At 69.6% G+C, this 16,326-nt stretch carries 12 protein-coding genes; 5 read left to right on the plus strand and 7 right to left on the minus strand.

Annotation, left to right across the window (positions count from 1 at the left end; translation table 11 throughout):
- Positions 1 to 16: 16 nt before the first annotated feature.
- The gene (locus SJY14_RS09940; protein ID WP_071253462.1) at positions 17 to 1,222 is read left to right on the plus strand and encodes a thiolase family protein; all 1,206 of its coding nucleotides are present in this window, start codon (positions 17 to 19) and stop codon (positions 1,220 to 1,222) included.
- Entirely contained in the window at positions 1,219 to 3,342 is a 2,124-nt protein-coding gene (locus tag SJY14_RS09945) for a 3-hydroxyacyl-CoA dehydrogenase NAD-binding domain-containing protein (protein ID WP_396598788.1), read from the plus strand. The genes SJY14_RS09940 and SJY14_RS09945 overlap by 4 nt, the downstream gene beginning before the upstream one ends.
- 80 nt (positions 3,343 to 3,422) lie before the next feature.
- Here the strand turns inward: SJY14_RS09945 and dxs are convergent, their stop codons facing one another.
- The 5 genes from dxs to dut all read right to left on the minus strand — a co-directional run bounded on the left by dxs (position 3,423) and on the right by dut (position 10,407).
- Positions 3,423 to 5,369, minus strand: coding sequence for a 1-deoxy-D-xylulose-5-phosphate synthase (dxs, locus tag SJY14_RS09950; protein WP_396598789.1), 1,947 nt, complete (start codon positions 5,367 to 5,369; stop codon positions 3,423 to 3,425).
- A gap of 127 nt (positions 5,370 to 5,496) precedes the next feature.
- Positions 5,497 to 8,313: an aconitate hydratase AcnA gene (gene acnA / locus SJY14_RS09955; RefSeq protein ID WP_396598790.1), complete on the minus strand. Its 2,817-nt coding sequence runs from the start codon at positions 8,311 to 8,313 to the stop codon at positions 5,497 to 5,499.
- 151 nt (positions 8,314 to 8,464) lie between these two features.
- Positions 8,465 to 9,223: a DUF3159 domain-containing protein gene (locus SJY14_RS09960; protein WP_071253470.1), complete on the minus strand. Its 759-nt coding sequence runs from the start codon at positions 9,221 to 9,223 to the stop codon at positions 8,465 to 8,467.
- 6 nt (positions 9,224 to 9,229) lie between these two features.
- Entirely contained in the window at positions 9,230 to 9,868 is a 639-nt protein-coding gene (locus SJY14_RS09965) for a DUF3710 domain-containing protein (RefSeq protein ID WP_043592861.1), read from the minus strand.
- 77 nt (positions 9,869 to 9,945) lie between these two features.
- A complete protein-coding gene (gene dut / locus SJY14_RS09970) occupies positions 9,946 to 10,407 on the minus strand; it encodes a dUTP diphosphatase (protein ID WP_177174731.1) in 462 nt (153 codons plus the stop codon).
- Between the two features lie 30 nt (positions 10,408 to 10,437).
- Between dut and SJY14_RS09975 the strand changes: the two genes are divergently transcribed.
- Entirely contained in the window at positions 10,438 to 10,902 is a 465-nt protein-coding gene (locus SJY14_RS09975) for a DUF3093 domain-containing protein (RefSeq protein ID WP_396598791.1), read from the plus strand.
- Here SJY14_RS09975 and SJY14_RS09980 read toward each other — a convergent pair.
- Positions 10,877 to 11,170, minus strand: coding sequence for a DUF4193 domain-containing protein (locus tag SJY14_RS09980; protein WP_043592858.1), 294 nt, complete (start codon positions 11,168 to 11,170; stop codon positions 10,877 to 10,879). The genes SJY14_RS09975 and SJY14_RS09980 overlap by 26 nt on opposite strands.
- Before the next feature lie 198 nt (positions 11,171 to 11,368).
- Here SJY14_RS09980 and sepH point away from each other — a divergent pair, with 198 nt between their 5' ends.
- Positions 11,369 to 12,523: a septation protein SepH gene (gene sepH / locus SJY14_RS09985; protein WP_396598792.1), complete on the plus strand. Its 1,155-nt coding sequence runs from the start codon at positions 11,369 to 11,371 to the stop codon at positions 12,521 to 12,523.
- Between the two features lie 25 nt (positions 12,524 to 12,548).
- Here sepH and SJY14_RS09990 read toward each other — a convergent pair whose 3' ends face one another.
- On the minus strand, positions 12,549 to 13,679 hold the full coding sequence (locus SJY14_RS09990) for an alkaline phosphatase family protein (protein ID WP_396598793.1): 1,131 nt from the start codon (positions 13,677 to 13,679) through the stop codon (positions 12,549 to 12,551).
- A 61-nt stretch (positions 13,680 to 13,740) separates the two neighbouring features.
- On the opposite strand from SJY14_RS09990, the gene SJY14_RS09995 reads away from it, so the two are divergent.
- Complete coding sequence (locus SJY14_RS09995; RefSeq protein WP_071253475.1) at positions 13,741 to 16,254, plus strand: DNA topoisomerase (ATP-hydrolyzing) subunit A; 2,514 nt, start codon at positions 13,741 to 13,743, stop codon at positions 16,252 to 16,254.
- Positions 16,255 to 16,326 lie beyond the last annotated feature (72 nt).

Genomic DNA, 16,326 nt, shown 5'->3' on the forward strand with positions numbered 1-16,326 from the left:
TGACACTGGAGGCAATGTGGCCGAGAGCAACGATGTCGTGTTCGTCGACGGGGTACGCACCCCGTTCGGGCGGGCCGGCGACAAAGGCATGTACTGGCAGACCCGCGCCGACGACCTGGTCGTGAAGGCGATGAAGGGTCTGCTCGAACGCAATCCGTCCCTCCCGCCCGAACGCATCGACGACGTCGCCATCGCGGCGACGACGCAGCAGGGCGACCAGGGCCTCACCCTGGGGCGCACGACGGCACTGCTCGCGGGGCTCCCCCAGTCCGTGCCCGGGTACGCCATCGACCGCATGTGCGCCGGCGCCATGACCAGTGTGACGAGCGTCGCCGGCGGCATCGCCTTCGGCGCCTACGACGTCGCCCTCGCCGGCGGGGTCGAGCACATGGGTCGGCACCCGATGGGGTTCGCCGCCGACCCGAACCCGCGGTTCACCGCCGAGAAGCTCGTCAGCGGCGAGGCCCTGAACATGGGCAACACCGCGGAGCGCATCCACGACCGGTTCCCCCAGCTGACCAAGGAGCGATCCGACCGCTACGCCCTGCGATCGCAACAGAAACTCGCGGCCGCCTACGACGCAGGCCAGATCCAGCCCGACCTCGTCCCGGTGGCGATCAAGACGGATCAGGGCTGGGGGTTGGCCACGCGCGACGAGGCCCCCCGTCCCGAGACCACCATGGAGGGGCTGGCCGGGCTTCGTACACCCTTCCGGCCGCACGGCCGCGTCACCGCCGGCAACTCGTCCGGTCTCAACGACGGGGCGACGGTCAGCCTGATGGCGTCCGGTGCCGCGGCCAAAGAGCTCGGACTCACCCCCAAGATGCGCCTGGTCAGCTTCGCCTTCGCCGGCGTCGAGCCCGAGATCATGGGCATCGGCCCCGTTCCGTCCACCGAGAAGGCGCTCCGGAAGGCCGGGCTCTCGATCGACGACATCGGCCTCTTCGAGCTGAACGAGGCGTTCGCGGTGCAGGTCCTCTCGCTGCTCGACCACTTCGGCATCGACGACGACGATCCGCGCGTGAACCCCTGGGGTGGCGCCATCGCCGTGGGCCATCCCCTCGCGTCCTCGGGCGTCCGGCTCATGATCCAGCTCGCCCGCCAGTTCGAGCAGCACCCCGAGGTGCGCTACGGCCTCACGGCCATGTGCATCGGCCTCGGCCAGGGCGGCAGCGTCATCTGGGAGAACCCCCACTACTCGCGGAAGGCGGCGCGCGCATGAGCTCGGCGACCGAACAACTGACCGAGCTGTCGGCCGACGAGGTCGTCACGCACTCCTACGTCCGCGACGTCCCGTTGCCCTCCGGCGGCGTCCTCGCCCTCATCACCCTCGACAACGGTCGCGACCACACCCGGCCGAGCACGCTGGGGCCGGCGACGCTGCACGAATTCGGCGCGGCCCTCGACGCCGTCCGCACCCGCGCCTTCTCGGGTGAGATCGTGGCGATCGCCGTCACCGGCAAGCCCTACTTCCTGGCGGCGGGCGCCGACCTCAGCAAGGTCAGCGCCATCCCCAGCCGCGACGTCGCCCGCGAACTCGCCCGGCTCGGCCACGCGGTCCTCGGCAAGCTGCACGACGCCGCGGTGCCCACCTTCGTCTTCGTGAACGGCCTCGCCCTCGGGGGCGGCGTCGAGATCGGCCTGCACGCCGACTACCGGACCGTCGACTCGTCGGCGGCGGCCATCGCCCTGCCCGAGGTCTTCCTCGGCATCATCCCCGGCTGGGGAGGCGCCTGGTTGCTGCCGAACCTGATCGGCATCGAGAACGCGCTCAAGGTCGTCATCGAGAACCCCCTGAAGAACAACCGCACGCTGAAGCCCGCCCAGGCGCTCGAACTCGGCATCGTCGACGTGATGTTCGGCCCCGCGTCCTTCCTCGAGGACAGCATCCGGTGGGCCGACGGGGTGCTGACCGGCCGCGTCACCGTCAAGCGACCGAATGTCCCGGGCAAGCTCGAGCGTGCGGTCAAGTGGGATGTCGCGATCTCGGTCGCGCGCAAGTCGCTCGAGTCGAAGATCGGCACCGTCGCGAAGTCGCCCTATGCCGCACTCGACCTTCTCAAGGCCGCGAAGAACACCGACCGGGCGACCGGCTTCGCGGCGGAGGACGAAGCACTGGCCGACCTCGTGGCGGGCGACCAGTTCCACGCGAGCATGTACGCCTTCGACCTCGTCCAGAAACGCGCCAAGAAGCCCGCAGGAGCCCCCTCCCCCGACCTCGCCCGGAAGATCGGCAAGGTGGGCGTCGTCGGTGCCGGCCTCATGGCGAGCCAGTTCGCCTTGCTCTTCGTGCGGCGCCTGCGCGTCCCGGTCGTCATCACCGACCTCGACCAGGCCCGAGTCGACACGGCGCTCGCCCGCATCAGAGGCGAGATCGACGAGTTGCAGGGCAAGGGGCGCATCTCGCGCGACGAGTCCAACCGCCTGAAGGCGCTGATCACGGGCACGACCGACCTCGCCGACTTCGCCGACGCCGACTGGGTGATCGAAGCCGTCTTCGAAGAGCTGTCCGTCAAGCAAGAAGTGTTCGCGAACGTCGAAGCCGTCGTCTCGGACACCGCGGTGTTGGCGACCAACACCTCGTCGCTGAGCGTCGAGCAGATCGGGGCGCGCCTCGCGCATCCCGAGCGCCTGGTCGGATTCCACTTCTTCAATCCGGTCGCGGTGATGCCCCTCGTCGAGGTCGTCAAGACCCCGGCGACCGACGACGAGACGCTCAGCACGGCGATGGTGACGGCGAAGGCTCTTCGGAAGAACGCCGTCATCACGGCCGACACGCCTGGTTTCGTGGTCAACCGCATCCTGGCCAAGTTGCTGGGCGAGGCCATGCACGCCGTCGAGACGGGGACGCCGTTCGAGGTGGTCGATCGAGCGACCGCCCCGTTCGGCCTGCCGATGACGCCGTTCGAGCTGCTCGAGCTGGTGGGGCTGACCGTCGGGGCACACGTGCTCGACACCCACCACGCCGCGTTCCCCGACCGGTTCTTCGCCAGCGAAGGACTGCACCGCCTGGCCGAGCACGGCACCATCTTCGAGCGGGACTCGAAGGGCCGTCGCAAGGGGTTCGACAAGAAGGCCGTCGCCCTCGCCGCCGGGCCGGGCACGGCACTCACCGACGACGAGCTGCGCATCCGCATCGAGGACGGCCTCGCCGACGAGGTCGGTCGCATGCTCGACGACCACGTGGTGGCCGCCGCCGAGGACATCGATCTCTGTCTGATCCTCGGAGCCGGGTACCCGTTCCAGATGGGCGGGGTCACGCCGTACCTCGATCGTGTGGGGGCCTCACGGCGCGTGCGCGGTCGCGACTTCCATGAGCCGGCCATCCGCGGCGTCGAGTAGCCCACCGACGTCGAACGCCCCGTCTCGGACGAGACGGGGCGTTCGACGTCACTCGGTGTGGTGTGCCACCGCACCGGGACTCAGTCGTGTCGGGTGTCCTCGTGCCTCGTCGCGGCGGCGGTCTCGCCCAAGGGTCTCGCGACGGGGATGCGACTGCCGAGCACCTGGGCCACGACGTCCCGAGCGATGTGCTGCGGGGTGAGGCCGGCCTCCTCGAGGATCTCTCCCCGGGACCCGTGTTCGAGGAACTCGTCGGGCAGGCCCAGCTCGGTGACGGCCGTGTCGACGCCTGCGCCACGGAGGTCCTGCCGCACCCGGGTGCCGATTCCGCCCACTCGGACTCCGTCCTCGATCGTGATGACGAGTCGGTGCGTCGCCGCGAGTTCGATGATGCTGCCCGGCACGGGAACGACCCATCGCGGGTCGACGACCGTGGCGCCGATGCCCTGGGCCTCCAGCCGTTCGGCGACCTCGAGCCCGATCCCGGCCATCGGGCCGACGCAGACGATGAGGACGTCGTCGTGCCCCGCGCGACGCAGCACCTCGACACCGTCCTCGAGACGTTCGACGGCTTCGTGCTCGACGCCGACGGCTCCCTTGGAGAACCGGATGACGGTGGGAGCGTCGTCGACCGCGACGGCCTCCCGGAGTTCTTCGCGGAGGCGTGTCGCGTCGCGGGGTGCAGCCAACCGGATGTGCGGCACGATCTGCAGCAGCGCGAGGTCCCACATGCCGTGGTGGCTCGGACCGTCCGGTCCGGTGACGCCGGCCCGGTCGAGGACGAACGTGACGCCCGCCCGGTGGAGGGCGACATCCATCAACACCTGGTCGAAGGCGCGGTTCACGAAGGTCGCGTAGAGGGCGACGACGGGGTGGAGGCCGCCGAACGCCAGACCCGCAGCGCTCGTCACCGCGTGCTGTTCGGCGATGCCGACGTCGAAGACGCGCTTCGGGAACCGCTCGGCGAGTTTGTGCAGGCCCACGGGACGCAGCATCGCCGCCGTGATGCCGACGACCTTCGCGTCGTGCTCGGCGATGTCGACGATCTCGTCGGCGAAGACCGACGTCCACGACGGCGAGGTCGCCGTCTCGAGGGGCTCTCCCGTCTCGGGGTCGATCTGCCCGACCGCGTGGAACTGGTCGGCCACGTCGGCGCGAGCGGGATCGAACCCACGGCCCTTCTCGGTGATCGCGTGCACGATCACGGGGGCGCCGTAGTTCTTCGCCTGGAGGAGGGCTTCTTCCATCGCCACCTGGTCGTGGCCGTCGACCGGCCCGATGTACTTGATGTCGAGGTTCGAGTAGAGCGCCTCGTTGTTGGTGAACCGGCTCAGGAAACCGTGAAGTCCACCTCGGACACCGCGGTAGACGGCGCGACCAGGGTGTCCGAGTCGGTCGAAGACGGCCCGGCTGCCGACGTGGAGCTCGCGGTAGGCCTGGCGGGTGCGGACGGTGTTCAGGAAACGGGCCATGCCCCCGATGGTCGGGGCGTACGACCGGCCGTTGTCGTTGACGACGATGGTGAGGCGGCGGTCGTTGTCGTCGCTGATGTTGTTCAGGGCCTCCCAGGTCATGCCCCCGGTCAGCGCACCGTCGCCCACGACGGCCACGACGTGCCGGTCGTCGCGGCCGGTGAGCTGGAACGCGCGTGAGATGCCGTCAGCCCACGACAGCGAGCTCGAGGCGTGTGAACTCTCGACGATGTCGTGCTCGGACTCGGACCGCTGCGGGTAACCGGCGAGACCGCCCCGGAGGCGGAGCCCGGAGAAGTCCTGCCGCCCGGTGAGGAGTTTGTGGACGTACGACTGGTGGCCGGTGTCGAAGACGAAGGCGTCGTGCGGCGAGTGGAAGACCCGGTGCATGGCCAACGTCAACTCGACGACGCCCAGGTTCGGGCCCAGATGGCCCCCGGTCTTCGACACCTCGGTCACGAGGAACCGCCGGATGTCGGCAGCCAGTTCGACCATCTGTTCGTTCGTCAGGCGGTCGAGGTCACGAGGCCCCGTGATCGTCTGCAACAGGCTCATGCTGGCCTTCCCTCTCGGCCCACTCGGGCATCCCGCCAGTCTAGGCACGCGATCGGCGAGAACGCCGTACGACCCCCGGACGATGCGGGTGATCGTCCGGGGGTCTGGTCGGTGCGGGTTCTGTCGATCAGACGAGGCTGCGCAGGACGTACTGCAGGATTCCACCGTTGCGGTAGTAGTCGGCCTCGCCGGGGGTGTCGATGCGCACGACGGCGTCGAACTCGATCGGCTGCTTGCCCTCGGGCGAGTGAGCGGTCGGAGTGGCGGTCACGTGGACCGTCTTCGGCGTCGTGCCCTCGTTCAGCTGCTCGATCCCGGCGATGTCGATCTGCTCGGTGCCGTCGAGTCCGAGCGACTCCCAGCTCTCACCCTGCGGGAACTGCAAGGGGACCACGCCCATGCCGATCAGGTTGGACCGGTGGATGCGCTCGAAGCTCTCGGTGATGACCGCCTTGACCCCGAGGAGGCTCGTGCCCTTCGCGGCCCAGTCACGCGACGATCCCGAGCCGTACTCCTTGCCACCGAGGATGACCAAGGGTGTCCCCTGCTCTTGGTAGCGAGCACTGGCGTCGTAAATGAACGACTGCGGGCCCTCGGCCTGCGTGAAGTCGCGGGTGTAACCGCCTTCGACACCGTCCAGCAGCTGGTTCTTGAGGCGGATGTTCGCGAAGGTGCCCCGGATCATGACCTCGTGGTTGCCGCGACGGGACCCGTACGAGTTGAAGTCCTTGCGGTCGACGCCGTGTTCGTCGAGGTAGTGGCCGGCCGGGCTGTCGACCTTGATCGACCCGGCGGGGCTGATGTGGTCGGTCGTGACCGAGTCGCCCAGCTTGGCCAGGACGCGGGCGCCCCGGATGTCGGTGACCGGGGTGGTCTCGATCGTCATGCCCTCGAAGTACGGGGGCTTGCGGACGTAGGTCGACTCGGAGTCCCATTCGAAGGTGGCACCGGTGGGAGTTGGCAGGGAGCGCCAGCGCTCGTCACCGTCGAACACCCCCGCGTACTCGTGGGTGAACATGCCGGTGTCGATGGAGGAGTCGATCGTCTGCTGCACCTCGGCGGCGTCGGGCCAGATGTCCCGCAGGTAGACGTCGGTACCGTCGTCGGCCGTGCCGAGGGCGTCGTTCTCGAAGTCGAAGTTCATCGACCCGGCCAGCGCGTACGCGATGACGAGCGGCGGGCTCGCCAGGTAGTTCATCTTGACGTCGGGGTTGATGCGACCCTCGAAGTTGCGGTTGCCGGACAGGACGGCCGTCACGGCCAGGTCGTTGTCCTGCACCGCGGTCGAGATCTCGTCGAGGAGGGGGCCCGAGTTGCCGATGCAGGTCGTGCAGCCGTAGCCGACCGTGTAGAAGCCGAGGTCTTCGAGGTAGGCGGTGAGTCCGGCCTTCTCGTAGTAGTCGGTGACGACCTTCGAACCGGGCGCGAGGGTCGTCTTGACCCACGGCTTGGCCTTGAGCCCCTTCTGGCTGGCGTTGCGGGCGAGCAAGCCCGCGGCGAGCATGACGGAGGGGTTCGACGTGTTGGTGCACGACGTGATGGCTGCGATGGCGACCGCGCCGTGGTCGAGGGTGAACCTCGAGCCGTCACCGAGGGCGACCGAGGTCGGCTTGGACACCTTGGCCGGGGCGTGCGACGTGTGCGAGATCGAGTGCGGCTGGGCCTCGTCGTCGTCCTCGGCGGTGAAGCCGATCGGGTCGGAGGCCGGGAACGTGCCCTCGACCGCGGCGTCGACGTGCGAGTGGTCCGTGCCGGCGTAGTTCTCGAGGTCGACCTCGAACTGCGACTTGGCCTCGGTGAGCTCGATGCGATCCTGCGGGCGCTTCGGCCCGGCGATGGACGGGACTACCGTCGCGAGGTCGAGTTCGAGGTACTCGCTGAAGACGGGCTCGGTCGACGGGTCGTGCCACAGACCCTGCAGTTTGGCGTACTGCTCGACGAGGTCGATCTGCTCGTCCGAGCGTCCGGTCAGACGCAGGTAGTCGAGCGTCACGTCATCGATCGGGAAGATCGCGGCGGTCGAACCGAACTCGGGGCTCATGTTGCCGATGGTGGCGCGGTTGGCCAGGGGGACCTCGGCCACGCCTTCGCCGTAGAACTCGACGAACTTGCCGACGACGCCGTGGCGACGTAGCTGCTGAGTGATGGTGAGCACCACGTCGGTGGCCGTCACACCGGTGGGGATCGAGCCGGAGAGCTTGAAGCCCACGACCTTGGGGATCAGCATCGACACGGGCTGACCGAGCATGGCGGCCTCGGCCTCGATGCCGCCGACGCCCCACCCGAGCACGCCCAGGCCGTTGACCATCGTCGTGTGCGAATCGGTGCCGACGAGGGTGTCGGGGTAGGCCTGCAGCACGCCGCCGACCTCACGGCTGTAGGTGACGCGCGCGAGGTACTCGATGTTGACCTGGTGGACGATGCCCGTGCCCGGCGGCACGACCTTGAAGTCGTCGAAGGCCGTCTGGCCCCATCGGAGGAACTGGTATCGCTCGCCGTTGCGTTCGTACTCGATCTCGACGTTGCGCTCGAGGGCGTCCTCGCTGCCGAAGAGGTCGGCGATGACCGAGTGGTCGATGACGAGTTCGGCAGGTGCCAGCGGGTTGATCTTGGTGGGGTCTCCACCCAGCTCGGCGACGGCCTCGCGCATGGTGGCGAGGTCGACGATGCACGGCACGCCGGTGAAGTCCTGCATGACCACGCGCGCCGGCGTGAACTGGATCTCGGTGTCGGGGTCGGCGGTGGGCTGCCACGAGCCGAGTGCCCGGATCTGGTCACCCGTGACGTTCGCACCGTCTTCGGTGCGGAGGAGGTTCTCGAGGAGGACCTTGAGGCTGAACGGAAGCTTCGAAGAACCCTCGACCGCGTCGATGCGGTAGACCTCGTAGTCGGTGGACCCGACCGTGAGGGTGTTCTTCGAGCCGAAACTGTTGATTGCAGACACGTGCCGTCTCCCTTGCTGACTACGCCCTCATCTTGGCCGGTGCGCGCGACGCCCACCAGCGAGGTCAGCCTAAGTCCGCGGGGTGTCCCCGGGGCCGATCCCAGCGATTTGTCTCGATGTCGAGACAAAACATAGCACCAGGAGGCGCGGGTCAGGCCGAGGGGCCCCGCGCGTCGTCCGCCGCCTCGCGTCCCCGATAGACCGTCCGGACGAGCAGCCAGGTCACCCAGAGCAGCCCGGCGTACAGGGGAACGCCCATGACGAGTTTGAGCGTGCCGAGCAGGGCCACGTCACCGGCCAGCCAGAGGGGCACCTGGACGGCGAGGCGGGCGGCGAAGAGCCCGGCCCACAACCACGTGGCCAGGACGAGGACGCGCCGCTTCGCCCGATCGGCCCGCCAGCCGGTGCCGTCGTTCGTGAGGAGTCCCACCACGATGCCGATGAGGGGCCAACGCACGGCGATGCTGACCAGCATGGCGGCGAGCGAGGCGGCGTTGATGAGCAGCCCGGGGACGAAGTTGTTCTCGGCCCGGCCGGAGAGCAGCGCGATCCCCGCGGAGAGGGCGATGCCGAAGACGCCTGCGAGTGCCTGGGCGACCGGACCGCGCTGGACGGCCCGAGCGACGACGAACGCCACGGCCAGGACCAGCGGGATGAGGACCGACGGGACGACGTCTCGGGTGATCGTGTAGACAACCACGAAACCGAGGCCGGGGACGATGGACTCGACGAGCCCGCGCACCCCACCGATCGCCGTCAGGAGCGCTGCCGCCGTGGGCACCTCGCCGGGTGCGACCTGGCCGATGCCGGCTCGCCGCGCGGCGGCCTGCAACTGAGCCGCGAGCGACACCCGAGGGTCGTCGAGCGGCGACGGATCAGCCGGGTCGGGCCGTTCGTCGGACGCGGACACGTCGGGTCAGACGACCGAGGGCGTGGTGCCCGGGGCGTCGGTCGGGCCGGCCTTCGGCATGGCCAGAGGGATCAGCTCGCGCGGAGGCATGGGGGTCGTACCGCGGACCACGACGATGCTGCGGAAGAGTTCTTCGATCTTCTCGGCAGCCTCGCCCTCGTGGGCCGCGTCGCCCGCGATGACGCCGCGAAGGAACCATCGAGGACCGTCGACGCCGATGAAACGCGCTCGCCTGGTCGTGCCGGGGTCGCCACCCATGACCGGGATCTCGGCGCGGACCTCGGGACCGAACGGCCCTTCGACCTCGGCCGTCGTGCCGCCCTGCTTCTCGATCTGCTCGCTGATCTGCCCCCGGATCTCGTTCCAGAGGCCCGTCGTGCGCGGCGCGGCGAACGGCTGCACCTGCAGCGTCGACTTGGCGAAGTCGAGGCCGACGGCGACGACCCGCTTGCTTCCCTCTTCGACCTCGAGTCGGAGGTGAAGCCCCTCTCGGGGCAGGATCTTGACGCCACCGAGGTCGACGTAAGGACGGACGGGGTTGGCCTCGGTCTCGTCCAGAGGGCCGACGTCGGCACGGTCCTCGGGTGCCGACTTCGAGTCGTCGAACACCTCGACCTCGGTGTCGTCGAGGGACTCGATGTCGATCTCGACGTCGTCGACGTCCGTCGACTCAACGTCGATCTCGACGGCGGCCAGTTCTTGCTCGCGGCGTTTGGACTTCCTCACGCGGTGCCTCCTGGGTTGTGTGCGTATCCGGTGGAGCCGTGCCCGTCGGCCCCTCGTACGCTCTCGGGGAGCGTCGCGACGGGGACGAAGGTCGCGCGGACGACCGGCATGATGACGAGTTGGGCGATCTTGTCGCCGACGGCGACGTGGTGCTCGGCCTCGAGGTCCGTGTTCAGCAGCGAGACCTTGATCTCGCCGCGGTAGCCGGCGTCGACGGTGCCCGGAGCGTTAACAACGGTGATGCCGTGCTTGGCGGCCAGTCCGCTGCGGGGCATGACGAACGCGGCGAAACCCTCGGGCAGCGCGATGGAGACACCCGTGCCGACGAGGGCGCGATGCCCGGGCCGCAACACGAGGTCGTGCGTCGAGAGCAGGTCGGCGCCGGCGTCGCCCGGGTGGGAGTACACGGGCATCGAGGTCGCCTCGGCGGCGATGAGGACGTCGAGGGTCTGGGGCACGTGTCGAGGCTAGTGCAGAAGTCTGGTCGAATGGACGTCATGAACCCCTACCGTGAGCGCCTGCTCCCGCCGCTCTCCGTCTTCATCGCCTGCGCGTTGCTCGTCCCTGCCACCCTGCTGGTCTTCCTGCCGATCAACTCGACCGTCGGCGTGGTGATGGCCGTCGTGTTCTACGCGGCCGCCATCGTCCTGCTCGTCCTGACCTCGCCCGTGCTGACGATCGACGACGAGGGCTTCACCGCGGGTCGTGCCCGTCTGTACGCCCACGAGATCGGCGAGGCCGAGGGGTTCACCGGCGCCGACGCGACACGAGAAAGAGGGCCCCGGCTCGACGCGCGAGCCTGGACCCTCTTCAGAGGCTGGGTGCGACCGGTCGTCAAGATCTCGTTGACGGACCTCGACGACCCGGCACCCTATTGGTTGGTGTCGACCCGTCGTCCTGACGAGGTCGTCCGGCGGTTGGAGGCGCTCAGGCGGCGCACTCCCGGCAGATAGCGCCCAGCTTGGTCTCGTGGTCGAGCTGCGAGCGGTGCTTCACCAGGAAGCACTCGACACAGGTGAACTCGTCGACCTGCGGGGGGAGGACGACAACGTCGAGGTCGAGGTCCGAGAGGTCCTGTCCGGCGAGCTCGAACGAGCCCGGGTTGTCGGCGTCGTCGTCGACGACGCCGGTCATCTTGTCGGGGACCCTCTCTTTGAGCCCCTCGATCGACTCCGAGCCGTCGTCGTCGTTCTTGCGAGGTGCGTCGTAGTCGGTGGCCATGCCCATCCAGTTCTTCGGTCGTTCGTGTGCCCGATTCGGCGGGTGCAGTTTGCATCACTCGTTGTCGAATAGCAAACCCGTTCCCACGGCCTTTCAGCCGCCTCGGAAGAACTGACGGCACGCCCGTCGTATTCCCGCGAGAACGGGTGCCGACGTGCGACTCTTGGCACCGGATCACGACGGTGAAAGGCGTGGAAAATGCAGGATCTCAGGGTCATCGGCGTCCAGAGCGGAGCTCTGCTCGTCTCCACCGACGCCGGTGGCGAGTACCGCCTTCCCGTCACCCACACCCTCCACTCCCAGCTCCGGGCGGCCAGCCCGGGTGACGCGCCGGTCGAGAGGAAGGCACCGCCGCGCGAGATCCAGGCTCTGGTCCGGGCGGGCAAGACACCGCAGCAGGTCGCCGACCTGACCGGTGCCGACCTCGACTACGTGCACCGGTTCGAAGGACCGGTCCTGGCCGAGCGTGCCTTCGTCCTCGAGAGCGCTCGGGCCGTCACGGTGTCCGTCGCCGACGACGCGGCCTCCGGCGTGCAGGCGACGACCTTCGGAGCCGTCATCGACGAGCGTCTCGACGGTGCCGAGACCTCGCAGCGCGAGTGGAGCGCCTACAAGGACGCCGAGCACGGCTGGGTGGTCCACCTGGCCTTCGTCACGCACGAGGTCGAGCGTGACGCGACGTGGCGCTTCGACCCGAAGAAGTCGGTCCTGGCCCCTCTCGGCGGCGACGCCCACCGGCTCTCCCAGCACGGCGAGGAGGCCGGTCCGCTCGTGCCGCGTCTGCGGGCCGTGTCCCGCGAGCCACGCCACGACGACGCCTCGGGTCGTTTCGATAGCGGCGCCTTCCTGGTGGACGAGGTCGACGAGGTCGAGCTCCCGGCCGAGGCCGCGACCGACCGGTTGCGTCCCGGGGTCCGGGGCACCGCCTCCTTCGCTGCCGCCAACCGAGCGCCGGACGACGCGAGCGGGCACGACCAGACCGCCGACCTGCTCGAGGCCCTCCGGCGTCGTCGCGGAGAACGCGAGGCCGCCCGGTTCTCGGACGACGACGGGCGCTCGGACCACCCGGTCACCGGGACGATCCGCGTGATCGACGTCCCCCTGGACGACTTCGACCTGCCCGAGGGGGCCACCAAGCCCACGCCCGTGCTGCCCGACCGGTCGACCCGAGGCGATGCCTCCGCGGACGACGCACCGGTCCAGCCCACGGGCATCCGGGGCAGCCGGGGACGGGCAGGCCGTCGCGAGATGCCCAGCGCGGCTCAGTCAACGAAGAAGGCCCGGGGGCGCACCTCCATGCCGAGCTGGGACGAGATCGTGTTCGGAGCACGCTCGGACGACGACCCCGCCTGACCCCTCTGCCCGGGTCGGCGACCCGTCACCGCCGGTAGGCGCCGAACGTCCGCAGGGGAACCAAGGTCTCGTCGTCGGACCACGACCCGTGGTGACCCATCATCGTGCCGGGCTGACCGCCGCGATCTCGCCCGTCGTAGTAGGCGACGCCCCGCCGGGCGGCGACGATCAGGTCGCCGATGCGCGGGAGCACCTCGGGGTGCACGTCACCGAACCAACCGCCCTCGACCGCCTCGGCCCGGGTCAGCACCCAGGCCCGATCCCCTTCGGCCGACCGCCAGGCGTCGAGCAACGCATTCCGTCGGGACTCGTCCGCATCGGGCTCGAGGTGCAGCTGCAGGCAGCGGGGCTCCCCCGCCACGTGCCTCACCCCGTCGACCAGGGCCGGCGTCCCCCCGAACACGATGCGTCGCCGTTCGGCGACGTCGACGATCCCGTGGTCGGCCGTCACGATCACCCCGACGTCGGGTGCGACCGTGGACTCGAGCCTCCGCACCTCGGCGTCGACGCCCTCGAGGGCGTCGATCCACTCGTCGGACTCCCATCCGGCACGGTGGGCGATCATGTCGAGTTCGGGGACGTAGAGGTACACCAAGGAGGCGCGGGTCGAGTCGACGAGCCTCGCCGCGGTCGCGAAGCGGTCGGCCACGCTCTCCGCCACGTCGTAGGTGGCGCCCCGGAGGATGGCCTCGGTCAGCCCCGACGATCGGTAGCGCTTGGGGCCCACGGCGTGGGACTCCACGTCGGGGGCCGTCTCGAACAGGGTGGGACGGCGTTGCCACTCGTCGGGTCGCATGCGGTCGTCCCACCCCGAGAGCTGCTTGACCACACGATCGTTTTCGGGGTCGAGGGCGGAGTAGCCGACGAGGCCGTGCTCGCCGGGGAGCGCCCCGGTCGTCAGCGTCGTGAGCGCCGCCGCGGTGGTCGTGGGCCACCCGGACCACAGGCTGCCCTTCACGCCCGACAACGTCCGGGCGTGGCCTCGGCGGGCTCCGAGGGCGACCTGGCCGAGGCCGTCCACCAGGACGACGACGGCGGCCCGCGCGGCGGGCAGTCGGAGCGCGTTCACCTCACCCCGGAGGGACGCGAGACACGAGGGCACCACGTCGGCCAGGCTCACGGCCCCCCGGGGGCGCGCCGGTACGATGGAGGACACCGGCCCCAGTCTGGCACAGCGACGATCGGGTGCCCCGTCCACCCCGATCCGTGAGAAGTGCATGACCACCACCGAGAACACGAGCAGCCCCGACCACGGCGAACGCATCGAGGACATCGACGTCTCGCTCGAGATGCAGGGGTCGTTCCTCGAGTACGCGTACTCAGTCATCTACTCGCGGGCGCTCCCCGACGCCCGGGACGGCCTCAAGCCGGTTCAACGCCGCATCCTCTACCAGATGTCCGAGATGGGCCTGCGGCCCGACCGCGGCCATGTGAAGAGCGCGCGCGTCGTCGGCGAGGTCATGGGCAAGCTCCACCCGCACGGCGACACCGCGATCTACGACGCCATGGTGCGTCAGGCGCAGCCCTTCACCATGCGCGTACCGCTCATCGACGGGCACGGCAACTTCGGCTCGCTGGATGACGGGCCCGCCGCACCGCGGTACACCGAGGCCCGTCTCGCCGAGGCGTCGCTGGCCATGACGCAGGGACTCGGCGAGGACGTCGTCGACTTCGTCCCCAACTACGACAACCAGCTGATGCAGCCCGAGGTGCTTCCCGCGGCCTTCCCGAACCTGTTGGTGAACGGTGCGAGCGGCATCGCGGTGGGCATGGCCACGAACATGGCGCCCCACAACCTCGTCGAGGTCGTCGGCGCCGCGAGACACCTCATCGACCACCCCGACGCGAGCCTCGACGACCTCATGGCGTTCGTGCCCGGGCCCGACCTGCCCACCGGCGGCACGATCGCCGGGCTCGCCGGGGTCCGCGACGCCTACGCGACGGGTCGGGGCAGTTTCAAGACCCGGGCGCGGGTCGGCGTCGAGAGCATCACCGCGCGGAAGAACGGACTCGTGGTCACCGAGCTGCCGTACCTGGTGGGGCCCGAGAAGGTGATCGAGAAGATCAAGGACGGGGTGCAGGCGAAGAAGCTGACCGGCATCACGGACGTCACCGACCTCACCGACCACAAGCACGGTCTCCGTCTCGTGATCGGGATCAAGACGGGTTTCAGCCCCGAAGCCGTCCTCGAACAGCTCTACCGGTACACGCCGCTCGAGGACGGCTTCAGCATCAACAACGTCGCCCTGGTCGACGGGCAGCCGCGCACGCTCGGGCTGAAAGAGATGCTCGAGGTCTACGTCGCCCACCGCCTGTCGGTCGTCACGCGTCGCAGCCGCTACCGGCTGGCCAAGAAAGAGGACCGCCTCCACCTCGTCGAGGGCCTGCTCGTCGCCATCGTCGACATCGACGAGGTCATCCAGGTGATCAGGACGAGCGACGACACGGCCGCCGCCCGCGCTCGGCTGCGGGAGGTGTTCGACCTCAGCGAGATCCAGGCCGAGTACATCCTCGACCTGCAGTTGCGCCGGCTGACCAGGTTCAGTCGCATCGAACTCGAGGCCGAACGTGACGAGCTGCTCGCGGCCATCGCCGACCTCAAGGACCTGCTGGCCGACCCGGCCCGCCTCCGCGCTCTCGTCTCGAGCGAGCTCGGCGAGATCGCGGAACAGTTCGGCACCCCGCGGCGGACCCTCCTCACCGAGGCCAAGCCGAGCGTCGCCACGACGGGTCGCGGCAGCAGGTCCGCCCCCGTCCTCGAGATCGCCGACACCCCGACCCGGGTGTTCCTCTCGACGACGGGCCGCGTCCTGCGCGTGGACCACCTCGACCCCGACTCCGCGGCCCCCACTCCCCCGGCCCGGCGTACGAAGCACGATGCCGTCCTGTCGTCGATCGACACGACCACGCGGACCGAGATCGGAGCCGTGACGAACCTCGGGCGTCTCGTCCGGCTCACCCCCGTCGACCTCCCGTCGGTGCCACCCACGTCGGTCCAGCTCGGTGCGGGCGTGCCCATCAGGGACTACATCGGCCTGGTCGACAAGAAAGAACGTGTGCTCGGGCTCGTCTCGCTCACCGCCGATCGGAGCATCGCGCTGGGTACGGCCCGGGGTGTCGTCAAACGAGTCGCGACCGGCCAGTACCCCGCCCGACCCGACTTCCCGGTCATCAGCCTGAAGAAGGGCGATCAGGTCGTCGGCGTCGCCCAGGGGGTCGACGAGGACGAACTCGTGTTCGTCACCTCCGCCACGCAGTTGCTCCGGTTCACGGCCTCTGCGGTCCGACCGCAAGGGCCCGCCGGCGGCGGGGTGGCCGGCATCAACCTCCCGGACGACGCGAGCGTGATCTTCTTCGGCGCCGTGCCCGCGGGTCACGAGGCCGTCGTCGCGACGGTGTCGTCGAGCAGCTCGACGATCGCCGGCACCGACCCCGGACGTGCGAAGCTCAGCGCCTTCGACGAGTACCCGGGCAAGGGGCGCGCCACGGGCGGCGTCCGGTCCCACTCGCTGCTCAAGGGCGAAGACGCCCTGTCGCTGGCCTGGGTCGGACCGGCCCCCGCGCAGGCGGTCGGCCCGGACGGCTCCGTCCGGAGCCTGCCGACCGAGCTCTCACGCCGAGACGGGTCAGGCACGCCCCTCGACGCACCCGTCGGGTCCGTCGGGGCCTCGGTGGCCCACATCACCGACTCGGCCACAGGCCTCGAGGCCGGTGCCGAACCCGGGGAGTGACCCTTCGGACGACTCACCGAGACGGCGCCGCTCCTCGGAGTCGAGAGGCGGCGCCGTCCTCGTCGGCCACGA

It is taken from the genome of Frigoribacterium sp. R86507, from assembly GCF_044597695.1.
Taxonomy (GTDB): domain Bacteria; phylum Actinomycetota; class Actinomycetes; order Actinomycetales; family Microbacteriaceae; genus Frigoribacterium.

Coding starts and splice junctions, on each gene's coding strand:
- SJY14_RS09945 (WP_396598788.1), top strand. CDS start 1,219: ATGAGCTCGGCGACCGAACAACTGACCGAGCTGTCGGCCGACGAGGTC.
- dxs (WP_396598789.1), bottom strand. CDS start 5,369: ATGAGCCTGTTGCAGACGATCACGGGGCCTCGTGACCTCGACCGCCTG.
- SJY14_RS09975 (WP_396598791.1), top strand. CDS start 10,438: ATGGACGTCATGAACCCCTACCGTGAGCGCCTGCTCCCGCCGCTCTCC.
- SJY14_RS09980 (WP_043592858.1), bottom strand. CDS start 11,170: ATGGCCACCGACTACGACGCACCTCGCAAGAACGACGACGACGGCTCG.
- sepH (WP_396598792.1), top strand. CDS start 11,369: ATGCAGGATCTCAGGGTCATCGGCGTCCAGAGCGGAGCTCTGCTCGTC.
- SJY14_RS09995 (WP_071253475.1), top strand. CDS start 13,741: ATGACCACCACCGAGAACACGAGCAGCCCCGACCACGGCGAACGCATC.